The sequence below is a fragment of the Bacillus sp. CBEL-1 genome (assembly GCF_004348885.1).
GTDB classification, from domain to species: Bacteria; Bacillota; Bacilli; order Bacillales; family Bacillaceae_H; genus Priestia; species Priestia aryabhattai_A.
The window spans coordinates 166,556-179,437 of sequence record NZ_SBIM01000006.1 but is presented as its reverse complement, the minus strand read 5'-3'; the positions used below and the strand labels follow the sequence as shown (position 1 = coordinate 179,437).

Below are 12,882 nucleotides of genomic sequence, written 5' to 3'. Positions count from 1 at the left end.
GAATGAGGTTCATTGTCTGCTTGAATGGAAGAGCTTTGTCTTTCCAATCTGTGTGCCATTGTAACATCTTTTAAAATAAGAAAAAAGGGGGTGAAATCAATTTTTTAATCGAGCTGCTGACGGGATAACAATAAGAAATTTAGTTCATCTTTATTTGTGATTAAGTCTTCAAGCGTATAACTATCAAGTACTTTAATAAAAGCCTGCATAGCCTCGTAAAGCACATGTTTAAGCTTACATGAAGGAGAAATGGTGCATTTATTGAGTTCATTGTTAAAACATTCAACAATATGAAAGTCTTCTTCAGTTTGGCGCACGACGGCGCCAATATTAATTTCTTTAGGGTTTTTTGCCAATCGAATGCCGCCTTTACGTCCGCGAATCGTCTCTATTAATCCAAGCTTTCCTAGTTCATGAGTTACCTTCATAAGGTGATTTTTTGATATTTGATAAGCATCGGCAATTTCTTTAATATTGCTTAAGCTTTGACGATCTCGAACAGCTAAGTAAAGCAGCACACGTAATGAATAGTCTGTATACTGTGTTAGCCTCATAGTCTCACGCTTCTTTCTTCACCAACTGTAGTAATCATATCATGCCTGGTTGCGAGAGGAATAGCAAGTTGCTCTTTTTTATACACATCACTAATTTGTGAATTATTTATTACGCTTTTCAGAAATAGCTATTTTTTTCAAAAATTTTAGGTTATTATAAAGATGTATTTTTGATATATCTTTATAATTTAAAACATATATATTAAATATATCTTTTAGGGGGACAACAAAATGAATCAGCATGAAATTGATATTGTGAAAAGTACGGCTCCTATTTTAGCTCAGTATGGTGAACAAATTACAACCTGTTTTTATCGCAATTTATTTGAAGCTCATCCTGAGTTATTAAACGTATTTAATCGTACAAATCAAAGAACAGGGCGTCAACAAACTGCTCTTGCTAACACGGTGTATGCAGCCGCACAGCATATTGATCAGCTCCACGTATTGGTTCCGGTTGTGAAGCAAATTGCACATAAACACCGAAGCATTGGGGTGAAAGCTGAGCATTATCCAATTGTAGGTGAGTTTTTACTTGGTGCTATTAAAGAGGTCCTTGGAGACAACGCAACTGATGATATTTTGGAAGCTTGGAAAGAAGCATACGGAGAAATTGCTGCTATTTTTATCACTGTTGAAAAAGAGATGTACAAACAAGCTGAGCAAACTGATGGTGGATGGGGTGATTATAAACCGTTTGAGGTTGCTAAGAAAGTTAAAGAGTCGAGTGATGTGTATTCTTTTTATTTAAAACCAGTGGATCAAAATCCGTTACCTTCCTTTGTACCAGGACAATATGTAAGTATTCGTGTTCAAGTACCTTCAGAAGAATATACGTCTATTCGTCAATATAGTTTATCTCATACTTGGGAGCAATCGTACTATCGCATTACGGTAAAAAGAGAGCTGCACGTAGAAGAAGGAAAGGTTTCAGCTTACTTACATGATCACTTAGAAGTAGGTGGCCAAATTGAAGTGAGCGCGCCTGCTGGTGACTTTGTTTTAGAAGGCAGTGCAGGACAGCCAATCGTCTTAATTAGCGGAGGAGTTGGCATAACGCCAACAATGTCAATGCTGAAAAAAGCTATTGAAGAGCATCAAGATGTTACGTTTATTCATGCAGCTAGAACGAAAGAACAGCATATTTTTAAAGAGGAGCTACAGGAGCTTTTCGCTAAGCATCCGTTTAGCTACCATGTAGCATATAGTGGTGGGGATGTAGATGCTGACAAAACGTATGACCAAAAAGTTGGACGTATTACTCAAAAGGATTTACAAAAGTGGTGCAAAGACCCAGAAGCTTCTTTTTATATTTGTGGCTCACCATTCTTTATGGAAGAAATGATTAAAAGCTTAAAGATAATAGGAGTGAAAAGGAAAAACATTCATTTTGAAGCCTTTACCCCTAAAATGAGCGTAGCGATAGCTGAATAAATTTATGTAGAACGGGTAAAAAGCTAACAGGACTATAAACTGTTAGCTTTTTTGGTGAAAGGGAGTTTTTGAATGAATGAACAAGTATATGATGTGATTGGAATTGGTATTGGTCCATTTAATTTAGGACTTGCTGCGTTAATCGAGCCGGTTGAAGAAATAAGTGCAGTGTTTTTTGATAAAGAGGAGAACTTTGAATGGCATCCAGGTATGTTAATCAACGGAACAGATTTGCAAGTACCATTTTTAGCAGATTTAGTTACGTTTGCTGATCCGACTAGTCCCTACACGTTCTTAAATTATATCCATAAGCAAAAGCGGATGTATCCATTTTTCTATTTTAATCGATTTGATATTCCAAGGCAGGAATATAATGAGTATGCTAAGTGGGTAGAAGCTCAGCTTAATTCGTGCCATTTTCAACACGAAGTTGTTGATGTAAAGGATCACGAATATGGATATGAAGTAACGGTGAAGCAGACGAAGAGCAATAAAGAAGAGCTATTTTATGCGAAGCATGTGGTGCTAGGAACAGGTGCAGTCCCGTTCGTACCAAAAGGCCTTAAGTATTCCTTGGGAAATGATGTTGTACATAGCAGTTCATATTTACAACACAAAAAACATTTGCAAGAAGGGCATCATATTACCGTCGTTGGTTCTGGTCAGAGTGCAGCAGAGATTTTTTATGATCTTTTAGAAAATCAGCCTACATATGGCTATCATTTGAGCTGGTTTACCCGCTCTTCAAACTTTCAGCAATTGGATCAGTCAAAGCTTGCTCAAGAGCTATTCTCACCAGATTATGTTCAGCATTTTCACAGTCTACCTTTTAAAGAAAGAATGCAAGCATTAGAAGATTTAAATCCTTTACGAAATGGGATTGAAGCCTCCACTCTTCAGCACATTTATGATTTAATGTATCATCGCTCAATTCAAGGTGAGGTTCCAGTTACGATCCGAGCTTCAATCGAAGTAAAAGGAATAACAAATAAAGGTGGCTATCACTTACATTGCCGCCAAAAGCAAACGAATAAAGAATTCTCTTACGAAGCTGATCGAGTGGTTCTTGCAACGGGTTATAAGCCACATGTACCAAAGTGGATGGATAGATTTCATCATGAAATTGAGTGGGAAGATGATAAGCTCTTTAAGGTAATGAAAGACTATCGTTTGCAGTTCAAAACTCCTCGTGACCATCACATATTTACATTAACAAATATTGAACACTCCCATGGTTCAAGCGCAACAAACTTAGGGTTATCTGTTCAGCGCAATCAATGTATCATTAATACAATTGCGGGGAAAGAAATTTATCCTGTTTCCTTTAACACGACCTTTCAACAATTCAATTTACCTGAGTGAGAGTGTGACCTAACTACATCAATGCTTCTCTAAAGAAGGATCGGGACTGTTTTAAATAAGTTAAGTTGTTAGAACACGTTCGTTTCATTTTACTACAGGCACTCGTTTTCCGCGGGGAGGAACCTTATCCTCCTCGCTTTGATGCGGGGTCTCAGTTTTTCCTCTAGTTCCCGTAGAAGTCGCATGTCCTACGCTGTATTCCGCTCTTTTCTTAAACTTGTTTTCCAAGTCAACAAATAATGGAATTATAAAAAAAGAGATAACTCTCAATCGTTTAGATATATGATTGAATGAAAGACCTATGAACCAGCCTCATTTTTATGAAAAATGTAAGTGTTTACAGTTAAAAACTTACTTTGTCTTTTTATCTTTTTTCGGTATAATGACATAATTGTGTTCAATAAATCAGGAGTTTTGTCTCAGTATTGTCAAAGGATATGGTTCGGTGTCTATCGCATCGACACTTCTACCTTCTACTTTGTCATGTCAAAGTAGAAGGTAGAAGTGTGGATAAAACATACATGTTGATTTAACCATTATAGTATTTGAGGTGAGTAGAAAAAGTGAACATATCAGAATTTGTAAACAGCATAAATGGTTTTTTATGGGGGCCATTTATGATTACATTTTTATTGGGGATTGGTATTCTTTATACGTTTCGTTTAGGGTTTATCCAAGTAACAATGCTCAAGCAAGCATTTGTTCAAACGTTTGGCGGAATGTTTAAAAAGAACCCTGATAATAAAGATGGAATATCTCCCTTTCAAGCGTTGGCAACATCAGTTGCTGCTCAAGTTGGAACAGGGAATTTAGCAGGTGTGGCAACAGCCATTGCTCTTGGAGGGCCTGGGGCCATCTTTTGGATGTGGATTAGCTCATTTTTCGGCATGGCCACGATTTTTGCAGAGGCGGTTCTTGCGCAAAAATATAAAGAAGAAAAAGATGGCCAGATTGTTGGAGGACCGGCTTATTATATCCGAAAGGGCGTAGGGAGCAAATGGTTAGCAGGCTTTTTTGCCGTGTCCATTATTATTGCGCTCGGGTTTATCGGAAATATGGTGCAGTCAAACTCCATTGCGGCATCATTTGATACGTTCAATATTCCACGCGTCGCTGTAGGAATTGTTGTTGCAGTGCTAATTGGCTTTATTATTTTTGGTGGAATTCAGCGGATCGCAAAAATTGCTGAGTTTGTTGTGCCGTTTATGGCGCTCTTCTATATAGGAGGAAGCTTAGTTATCGTATTTGCAAATTTCTCTGGAATCGTGGATGCATTTGTATTAATCGTAGAATCAGCGTTTAACCCCACTGCTGCCACTGGCGGTGTTATCGGGGCAACGATTAAAGAAGCGATTCGCTATGGGGTTTCAAGAGGTCTATTTTCGAACGAAGCAGGGATGGGTTCAACGCCTCATGCTCACGCTGCGGCAAACGTAAAACATCCTGCCCAACAGGGATTAGTGGCAATCATGGCCGTTGTAATCGATACAGTCATTATTTGTACCCTAACGGCTTTCGTTATTATTATGACTAAATCCTATGAAACGGGCTTAAATGGTATCCAGTTAACTCAGGAAAGCTTCACAAGAGGTCTCGGCGAGTTTGGCCATCCGTTTATTGCAATTTGTCTATTCTTCTTTGCTTTTACAACCATTTTAGGTTGGTATTACTTTGGAGAAAATAATATCAATTATCTGTTTGGAAAAAAAGGAATTAGCGTTTATCGTGTGCTTGTACTACTTTTTATCGTTTTAGGATCTACTTTAAACGTTACGCTTGTATGGGACTTGGCTGATACATTTAATGCATTAATGGTTCTTCCAAACGTAATTGCGCTCTTCATTTTGAGCCCTGTTGTAGTTAAAATTTATAAAGAATATAAGACAAAATGGTAAAGCTTTGCGATCAGCAAAGCTTTTTTTATACATATCGTTCTTAAATTCCATGTTTAAGGTGAAAGGACAGGGGTACATTATTTATAGAACAAAAGATATTACACATAGAAATAAAGGAGTTGCTTGTTGAGATGAGTAAAAAAATCGCAGTATTAGTAACAGATTTATTTGAAGATGTGGAATACACAGATCCTGCAAAAGCATTAAAAGAAGCAGGTCATGAGTTAACAACGATTGATGTTGAAGGTGGAAAAACGGTAAAAGGTAAGCAAGGGGAAGCAACGGTAAGCATTGATAAAGGCATTAAAGAGGTAAAGCCTGAGGAATTTGATGCTTTATTCTTACCAGGAGGCTTTTCACCTGATATTCTGCGTGCTAACGATGATGTTGTTGCATTTACAAAAGCATTTATGGATGAAAAGAAGCCAGTAATGGCGATTTGTCATGGCCCTCAACTTTTAATTAATGCGGATACGTTAAAAGGTCGCGATATTACAGGCTATAAGTCAATTGCAATTGACTTGAAAAACGCAGGCGCAAACTTCCATGATAAAGAAGTTGTTGTATGCCAAAACCAACTAGTTACAAGCCGTACGCCTGATGATCTACCTGCATTTATTCGTGAATCAGTAAATGTATTATCGTAAAAATAAAAAGCGCTCAGCTGAGCGCTTTTTTCTTGTTTAAGGTGACTTTTTGCCGCGTTTGTTGATACCAAATGTAAAATAGGATAGTAAGAACAATAGACACGATCCCAAAAGCAACCGTCATTAACTGAAAACCAATGCTATCTAGCAAGAACCCTGTTGTTAAAAGCACAACTTGAAAGACGATACGCTCAAGCATATTACGGAACGAAAAAAAGCGGCCATGAAAATCTTTTGGGACCGTTGTTTGAAAAATTGTTGCTGCTACTGGGAAGAAACAGCCGACGGCAAATCCAAAGATAGTAAAGGCGGTAATTGTGATAACAGAGCTTGTGGCCATGTAAAGCATGAGCTGCGACACGCCCACAAAAAATGAAAACACAAACAAAATGTGTACTTGGCTCATATATTTAGTGAGCGGTTTAACTGTAAATGCACCAAGCATAAAAGCGATGCCTTCTGCTGTGTAAATCCAACCTTTAATTGCAGCACTATCTTGTAGCTCGCTAATATTAATAACGATTAAGTTAAATCCACCAATAAATAACAAAGGAATTAACAGCATGATAAGCGTAATTGAAACAAGTGGCTCTTGCTTAATTATTGGGAATAAAGTGCTGAAATTCCGCTTTTCTTTAACGCGATCTGCAACCTTAGACACGCTATCATCTTCAACTTTTAATAACATAGTTAATAGAAATAGAGCGAGATAAGCAGCGAATGAAAAAAGGTAAAGCATGTGTAAGGGTAAGACAACTAAAAGAGCACCGCCCAATGCTGTACCTAAAATTCTAGACAGCGTAGAAACATTCATATATACGCCATTTAGCTGAAGTAATTCTTTCTCATCCACAACAAGAGGAAGCGTAGCCTGCAGAGCAGGAAAGTAGAACGCAGCAGAAATTTGAATTAAAATAAGGAAAACAATCATCCAACCAATCGAACCAGTTGCCAATGCAAGGAACATAAATAAGACGCTGATTGTTCGAAGCAATCCTGCTGCTAGCATTACTTTCTTTTTATGTATTTGGTCAGTAAGCTTTCCAGCAAGAGGGCCTAGAGCCACCCCAATGACAATTCCGATGGCTAAGATAATTGATTTCATAAAATCGGAAGGGATTTTAGCTTGCATAAACTCTAGGTTGCCGATAATCCCCATCCATAAACCTAATCCAGCGATTAGCTCACCCGACAGTAAAATCCATACATTGCGATTTTTCCACATAATATCGTTCCCCGATCATTTTAGTAAGTATATCTACGAAGCACTTCTATTTACTAACTACTTCGTGTTTCTAAATGAATCCACACATTGAATCATATCACAAAACCTTTTTCTTGAATGGTAAAAAAGGATATAAAATGGTCTCGTTCCTATTATTCTCATTCTTTTCTTGTAACGTTTGTAACGCTATATTTACAGTTATATTACTAACGATTTTAATAGAACAAACAAAGAGAGGAGAAAAGTGAGGAATACCAACGGCTAACGATGTATTAAAAAAAATTACAAAAAACTCTAGTTAATTTTGGTAACGGAAAAGCGGTTGATTGACTCTATGAATCCATGTAACAATGAATATGCAACGCGAGATTAGCAGATTCATTCTGTAGCGTAGCTGTCTACCAATACAGATATATCATTCAAGGAGGAATTTACAACATGAATAAGAAGTTCCGTATTGCTACAATCGCAGGTGCCGTTTCAATCGGCTTATTAACAGCAGGACAAGCTAACGCAGCTGCACCTGACTGCAACACACCAAAGCAAATTACTATTAAAGATGCTCAAGCAGCACAAAATATAAATGTCGATGAGTTAGTAAAGAAATACAACGCTCAGCCACAAAAAGCTGAAGCAGCAGCACCAGCTAAAGAAGAAGCACAGCCAAAAGCTGAAGCTCAACCACAAAAAGAAGCTGCACAGCCAGCTCAGCAAGCTGAAGCAAAGCCAGCAGAATCTAAAGATTCAAAAGCTGAAGCAAAAGACGTAAGTGAGTTTGAACAACAAGTAGTTACATTAGTAAACGAAGAGCGTGCGAAAGAAGGTTTAAAACCACTTGAGCTTGACACAGAACTAAGTGACGTAGCTCGTGAAAAATCAAAAGATATGATGGATAAAGGTTACTTTGACCACACTTCACCAACGTACGGTTCACCATTTGATATGATGAAGCAATTCGGTATTCAATATTCATCTGCAGGTGAAAACATTGCAAAAGGTCAAAAAACACCTGAAGAAGTAATGGAAGGCTGGATGAACAGTGATGGTCACCGCAAAAACATCATGAATCCTGACTTTACTCACATCGGTGTAGGTTTTGTTGAAGGAGATTCAACTTACTGGACACAAATGTTTATTTCAAAATAATTCATGACACAAGAAAGCAAGCAGAAGAAAATCTGCTTGCTTTTTTATGTTTTTTATTAAAGAAAGTCGGGTAAATTAATGTCATAAGACAAGGAAAGGGTGCGATGCACATGAGAAGAGTTTTAAAAAAAATCATAGTGGCTGTATTCCCTATTTTAATGAAAGAAGGCTACCAGTACTATAAAAACCGCAAGAACCGTTCAACAACGTCTACGCGTACGTATAAATAAAAAGCTCACTCTCGTAACGAGAGTGAGCTTTTTTATGAATTAATCTGCTTCTATTCCAATATGCTTAAAGCTTGTAAAGTCAAAAAGTCCTTTATCCGTCAATTTTAAGCATGGAATAACGGGTAAGCTTAAAAAAGATAAAGTAAGTAATGGATTGAAGGCATTGCTAATGTCTAATCCTTTTAACGCTTCATGCAGAACGTGAAGCTCTTTGTTTACTTGTTCGTAAGGGAGAGGAGACATTAGACCTCCAATTGAAAGTGAAAGAGAAGCAAGCACCTTTTCATCCTTCACCAGTACAATTCCACCTTGGATTTTTTCCATTTCTTTAATAGCCATCAGTAAATCCTGGTCATTTGTACCAACAGCAACAACATTGTGAGAGTCGTGGGCAATTGTTGTTGCGATGGCTCCATCTTTTAATTGAAACCCTTTAACAATCCCCAGTCCAATATTTCCCGTTTGGTGATGACGCTCGGCCACGACTAACTTTAAATGATCTCTGTCTGTATCAATCCTAAATGTTCCGTTTTCAACTACTACTTCTTCCACTACGTGGTTGGTAATAAGCTGATTTGGAATGATTTCAATAATATTTGCTTTATTGTTTTTCATGTTAATTTGTAGCTGTTCAATGGAAATAGATTTTAAATTTACGGAGTGCATCAATTCTTTAGGCTCGCTCGTTTCATTAGCCGGTTTAATTACTAGCTGGCCGCTTTTGGCCACCACCTCTCCATTTGTAATAACCGTTGACGCATAAATATTTTCTAATTCATCAAATAGCATGATGTTTGCTTTATATCCAGGAGCAATAGCACCTTGTTGGGCTAATCCGTAGCACTCAGCCGCGTTTAATGAAGCCATTTGAATTGCCATAAAAGGGTCTAAACCTTCACTCACTGCAAGGCGAACGTTGTGGTCGACAGACCCTTCGGTTAGCAAATCATCTAGGTGCTTGTCGTCTGTACAGAATAAGAATCTTCTAACGTTGCGCTCGTTAACAGCCGGAAGTATTTGCTTCAAATCTTTAGCAACAGATCCTTCGCGAATAAGGACATGCATGCCCCGTTGCACGCGTTCTAGTGCTTCATCAGCCGTTACGCACTCATGGTCTGTGGAAATGTGAGCTGTTCGATAAATATTAATTCCTGTTGAATCTAGTCCTGCTCCGTGGCCATCGATTACGCCCTGATGATCTTTTGCTCCCTGAAGCTTAGCAAGCATATCATCGTTTGCGTCACGAACAGCAGGAAAGTCCATAACTTCAGCTAAACCAATCACGCGTTCATGGTTGAAAAATGGTCGTAAGTCCTCTGCTTTTAGGACAGCTCCAGAGCTTTCAAACCGAGTAGCTGGAACGCTTGATGGTAAGTTAACAAGTACTTCAAGCGGAAGGTTTTCAGAGTTTTGAAGCATAAATTCAATGCCTTTTTCGCCTGAAACGTTGGCAATTTCATGAGGATCGGTTACGACAGTAGTAACACCTCTTGGCACAAGAAGCTTTGCAAACTCTTTAGGTGTGACCATTGATGACTCAATATGAACGTGGCCATCAATGAAAGTAGGTGAGATATATTTGCCAGTAGCATCAATTGTTTCTTTGCCATCATAGTGGCCAAGGCCGACAATCATTCCATCTGCAATGGCGATGTCTGCTTCAAGAATGCTTAACGTAAACACATCGATGATGCGTCCGTTTTTAATGACTAAATCAGCTGGGATTTGTTTATTTGCAACAGCAATTTGCTTTTTAAGTGAATGGTTTGACATAATGGTTTATCTCCTCTCATTGTGAAACAATGAAGGACTAAAAAGAGTAGAACACCGCTCGGAAGTAATATAGAGGTATAAAAATGTTCAACTCTCGTAGTCCAACTATTTACGGTAGTTTGGTAGAAACTCTTGGACCCTATTTCCAAGATTATACGAGTGTATGCTTATAGGTATTGCGATACATTGTATCTGTATTTTTAACTATCGTCAATTACTCTCGGAAAAGAAAGACTTTTTAAAAAATTCTACTCGTATAATGTTTTAAAGAAAGATAAACAAATGTAATGAAGTGAGAAGAAGCCGTGTAGGTAAGAAAACGCCGCCAATGTACAAGATAGACATTGACGGCGTTTGTGAAGCTTAAGCTTGCTTGCGTAATGCTCCTAATTCTTCTGCAATTGCTTGCATTTCACTTGGACTGAATGAATCTTTACGCATAACCATTTCATATAAATATTTTAAATCCTCGTACATTTCTTCATCAAAAGCATCGCCTTTAATTGCACCGATGTTTAACATGCGAAGCTTTTCGCTAATTTGATCAATCATAAACGTAATGTTTTCTGGAGACTTTACTGATAAATCCACTATGTTCATCCTTCCGAGCTTTTTTCTCATTGTAACATGTTTTCATAAGAAGAACACTGTGTTGTCAAACTCTTTGACCAAAAACAGGGTTTTCTTAAATGAAAAGGCTTGTATATAATGTTTGTAATAAGAGAAAGGAGTCGAAACTATGGTTAAAGTACTATTTGTATGTCTTGGAAACATTTGTCGCTCTCCAATGGCAGAAGCAATCTTTCGAAAGCTCGTAAAAGACAAAGAACTTGAGAAGCAAATTGAGGTTGATTCAGCTGGAACAGGAAATTGGCATGAGGGCAAGCCACCCCATGAAGGAACGCTTAGCATCTTAACAGATAATAAAATTGACGTTACAGGTTTAAAAGCGCGCCAAGTTATTGAAGAAGATCTGAATCAGTTTGATTACATTATTGGCATGGACGCTGAAAATGTGGGGAACTTAAGACGTATGGCTGGACATCGTCGTGATGTACGCATTGAACGTCTGTTAGATTATGTCCCACATTTATCCGTTGAGAACGTTCCTGACCCTTATTATACGGGGAACTTTGACGAGGTATACGATCTGGTTACGGCAGGATGTAAGCAGTTAGTAGAAGAAATTATAACAGAGCATAAATTAAGTTAATTAAACAAGAGGAGAGTGAGAATATGAGTCAAGGAAAAAGCAAACTACTTGAAGGGATTATTATTGGAGCAATCGCTGGTGCTGCAATTTCAATGCTTGACAAAAATACGCGTAGAACGGTTATTGAAAACAGTAAAGCTGTTAAAAATAAGACGGTACATATGATTAAACATCCAGATGAGGTAAAGCAAAACCTTCAAGAAAAATATGCTGCCGTGCGTGAAACAATTGAGCAAGTATCCGATGACGTTTCCTTTCTAACGACACAGGTGGAGCAACTTAAGAAAACAACTCCTCAAGTGCTAGACGTAGTAAAAACAACAAAGGAGACTTTCTCACATAAGTATGGCCAAGATGAACAGGAATAATTGAGAGGTGAGCATATGGCCGACACAGCAAAGATTGTAGCTTTTATAAAAGAATTAGCAGCTCGCATTCATAACGATGAACTGCCAAGCCTGTCAGCGGAGCTAGCGTACTATCTGTTGTTATCCCTTTTTCCATTCTTAATCTTTCTCATTACCCTTATTGGCTTTTTACCCGTTCAGGCCCCTGATTTATTAGGGCTTGTTGAAAGTTTTGCGCCAGATCAAGCAATGAGCATGATTGAAAACAATCTAGATAATATTATAGGCTCTCATAACGGAAAGCTGTTATCGTTTGGAATCATCGCGACAATGTGGTCAGCGTCTAACGGAATTAATGCTATTGTGCGAGCGTTTAACCGTGCTTACCATGTAAAAGAGAACCGTCCTTTTCTAGTGGCAAGGGGCATGGCTGTATTACTAACGTTTGCGATGATTTTCGTGATTATTGTGGCGCTGTTGTTGCCTGTGTTTGGTCATATGGTCGGCTTTTACCTATTCTCAACCTTTGGGCTATCTGAAACTTTTTTATCACTATGGGCCGCTTCTAGGTGGATTATTAGCGGCGTTATCTTATTTATTGTCTTTATGGGGCTATACTATTTTGCTCCTAATAAGCGCTTGACTTTAAAGAACGTTGTACAAGGAGCTGTTTTTGCAACGATTGGTTGGACAGTTGTGTCGTTTATTTTCTCTTATTACGTTAATAATTTTGGAAACTATACGGCGACATACGGAAGCTTAGGCGGCATTATTGTGTTGCTGATTTGGCTGTATTTATCAGGGATGATTATTGTCATTGGTGGAGAAATTAACGCTATCTTTTATGAGCGAAAAAAAGCAATTAAAGCATAAGGCGAAGAACCCATTTGAACATATTGGTATGAGACGAAGACTGGAAAGTGGGCATACTAATAGTGAAATGAAAGGGGGATTCACCATGACAAAACATACGAAAAAAGACGGAAGTAACACAAAACAAAACAAGAAAAGTCATCCAAAACATAAAACAAGCAACAGCCAAAATGGACAAAACGG

At 38.1% G+C, this 12,882-nt stretch carries 12 protein-coding genes and 1 riboswitch; of the genes, 8 read left to right on the top strand and 4 right to left on the bottom strand.

Translation table 11 applies throughout. The features are described 5' to 3' along the window. Window positions 1-104: 104 nt before the first annotated feature. Window positions 105-554, bottom strand: coding sequence for an RrF2 family transcriptional regulator (locus EPL02_RS05580; protein WP_094911319.1), 450 nt, complete (start codon window positions 552-554; stop codon window positions 105-107). Window positions 555-785: 231 nt separating this feature from the next. Between EPL02_RS05580 and hmpA the strand changes: the two genes are divergently transcribed. From hmpA to EPL02_RS05560, 4 genes are all read left to right on the top strand, one after another. Then, window positions 786-1,988: an NO-inducible flavohemoprotein gene (gene hmpA / locus EPL02_RS05575; RefSeq protein ID WP_094911320.1), complete on the top strand. Its 1,203-nt coding sequence runs from the start codon at window positions 786-788 to the stop codon at window positions 1,986-1,988. Between the two features lie 72 nt (window positions 1,989-2,060). Next, the gene (locus EPL02_RS05570) at window positions 2,061-3,350 is read left to right on the top strand and encodes a lysine N(6)-hydroxylase/L-ornithine N(5)-oxygenase family protein (protein WP_094911321.1); all 1,290 of its coding nucleotides are present in this window, start codon (window positions 2,061-2,063) and stop codon (window positions 3,348-3,350) included. A gap of 563 nt (window positions 3,351-3,913) precedes the next feature. Further along, window positions 3,914-5,245: an alanine/glycine:cation symporter family protein gene (locus tag EPL02_RS05565; protein WP_222582521.1), complete on the top strand. Its 1,332-nt coding sequence runs from the start codon at window positions 3,914-3,916 to the stop codon at window positions 5,243-5,245. A gap of 131 nt (window positions 5,246-5,376) precedes the next feature. After that, entirely contained in the window at window positions 5,377-5,892 is a 516-nt protein-coding gene (locus tag EPL02_RS05560) for a type 1 glutamine amidotransferase domain-containing protein (RefSeq protein WP_094911323.1), read from the top strand. 13 nt (window positions 5,893-5,905) lie between these two features. On the opposite strand, the gene EPL02_RS05555 is transcribed toward EPL02_RS05560, so the two are convergent. Continuing rightward, on the bottom strand, window positions 5,906-7,117 hold the full coding sequence (locus EPL02_RS05555; RefSeq protein WP_131887217.1) for an MFS transporter: 1,212 nt from the start codon (window positions 7,115-7,117) through the stop codon (window positions 5,906-5,908). 438 nt (window positions 7,118-7,555) lie between these two features. Here EPL02_RS05555 and EPL02_RS05550 point away from each other — a divergent pair, with 438 nt between their 5' ends. Continuing rightward, window positions 7,556-8,263, top strand: coding sequence for a CAP domain-containing protein (locus EPL02_RS05550; protein ID WP_131887216.1), 708 nt, complete (start codon window positions 7,556-7,558; stop codon window positions 8,261-8,263). A gap of 269 nt (window positions 8,264-8,532) precedes the next feature. On the opposite strand, the gene ade is transcribed toward EPL02_RS05550, so the two are convergent. Together ade and EPL02_RS05540 are read right to left on the bottom strand one after the other, a co-directional pair. Continuing rightward, on the bottom strand, window positions 8,533-10,266 hold the full coding sequence (gene ade, locus EPL02_RS05545) for an adenine deaminase (protein ID WP_131887215.1): 1,734 nt from the start codon (window positions 10,264-10,266) through the stop codon (window positions 8,533-8,535). 77 nt (window positions 10,267-10,343) lie between these two features. After that, a riboswitch (purine riboswitch) is annotated at window positions 10,344-10,445 on the bottom strand. Window positions 10,446-10,629: 184 nt separating this feature from the next. Then, entirely contained in the window at window positions 10,630-10,857 is a 228-nt protein-coding gene (locus tag EPL02_RS05540) for a DUF1128 domain-containing protein (RefSeq protein WP_094911327.1), read from the bottom strand. 148 nt (window positions 10,858-11,005) lie between these two features. Here EPL02_RS05540 and EPL02_RS05535 point away from each other — a divergent pair, with 148 nt between their 5' ends. The 3 genes from EPL02_RS05535 to EPL02_RS05525 are packed head-to-tail and all read left to right on the top strand — an operon-like array spanning window position 11,006 to window position 12,699. Further along, window positions 11,006-11,479, top strand: a complete 474-nt coding sequence (locus EPL02_RS05535; RefSeq protein ID WP_131887214.1) for a low molecular weight protein-tyrosine-phosphatase — start codon at window positions 11,006-11,008, stop codon at window positions 11,477-11,479. Window positions 11,480-11,502: 23 nt separating this feature from the next. Beyond that, window positions 11,503-11,847 (top strand): hypothetical protein, encoded by a 345-nt coding sequence (locus tag EPL02_RS05530; protein WP_094911329.1) that lies wholly within the window; start codon window positions 11,503-11,505, stop codon window positions 11,845-11,847. A gap of 15 nt (window positions 11,848-11,862) precedes the next feature. Then, window positions 11,863-12,699 (top strand): YihY/virulence factor BrkB family protein, encoded by an 837-nt coding sequence (locus tag EPL02_RS05525; protein WP_094911330.1) that lies wholly within the window; start codon window positions 11,863-11,865, stop codon window positions 12,697-12,699. Window positions 12,700-12,882 lie beyond the last annotated feature (183 nt).

Bases quoted from the DNA above. Each gene is read 5' to 3' on its own strand.
- hmpA (WP_094911320.1), top strand. From the start codon at position 786: ATGAATCAGCATGAAATTGATATTGTGAAAAGTACGGCTCCTATTTTA.
- EPL02_RS05555 (WP_131887217.1), bottom strand. From the start codon at position 7,117: ATGTGGAAAAATCGCAATGTATGGATTTTACTGTCGGGTGAGCTAATC.
- EPL02_RS05525 (WP_094911330.1), top strand. From the start codon at position 11,863: ATGGCCGACACAGCAAAGATTGTAGCTTTTATAAAAGAATTAGCAGCT.
- EPL02_RS05560 (WP_094911323.1), top strand. From the start codon at position 5,377: ATGAGTAAAAAAATCGCAGTATTAGTAACAGATTTATTTGAAGATGTG.
- EPL02_RS05550 (WP_131887216.1), top strand. From the start codon at position 7,556: ATGAATAAGAAGTTCCGTATTGCTACAATCGCAGGTGCCGTTTCAATC.
- EPL02_RS05580 (WP_094911319.1), bottom strand. From the start codon at position 554: ATGAGGCTAACACAGTATACAGACTATTCATTACGTGTGCTGCTTTAC.
- EPL02_RS05535 (WP_131887214.1), top strand. From the start codon at position 11,006: ATGGTTAAAGTACTATTTGTATGTCTTGGAAACATTTGTCGCTCTCCA.
- ade (WP_131887215.1), bottom strand. From the start codon at position 10,266: ATGTCAAACCATTCACTTAAAAAGCAAATTGCTGTTGCAAATAAACAA.
- EPL02_RS05530 (WP_094911329.1), top strand. From the start codon at position 11,503: ATGAGTCAAGGAAAAAGCAAACTACTTGAAGGGATTATTATTGGAGCA.
- EPL02_RS05570 (WP_094911321.1), top strand. From the start codon at position 2,061: ATGAATGAACAAGTATATGATGTGATTGGAATTGGTATTGGTCCATTT.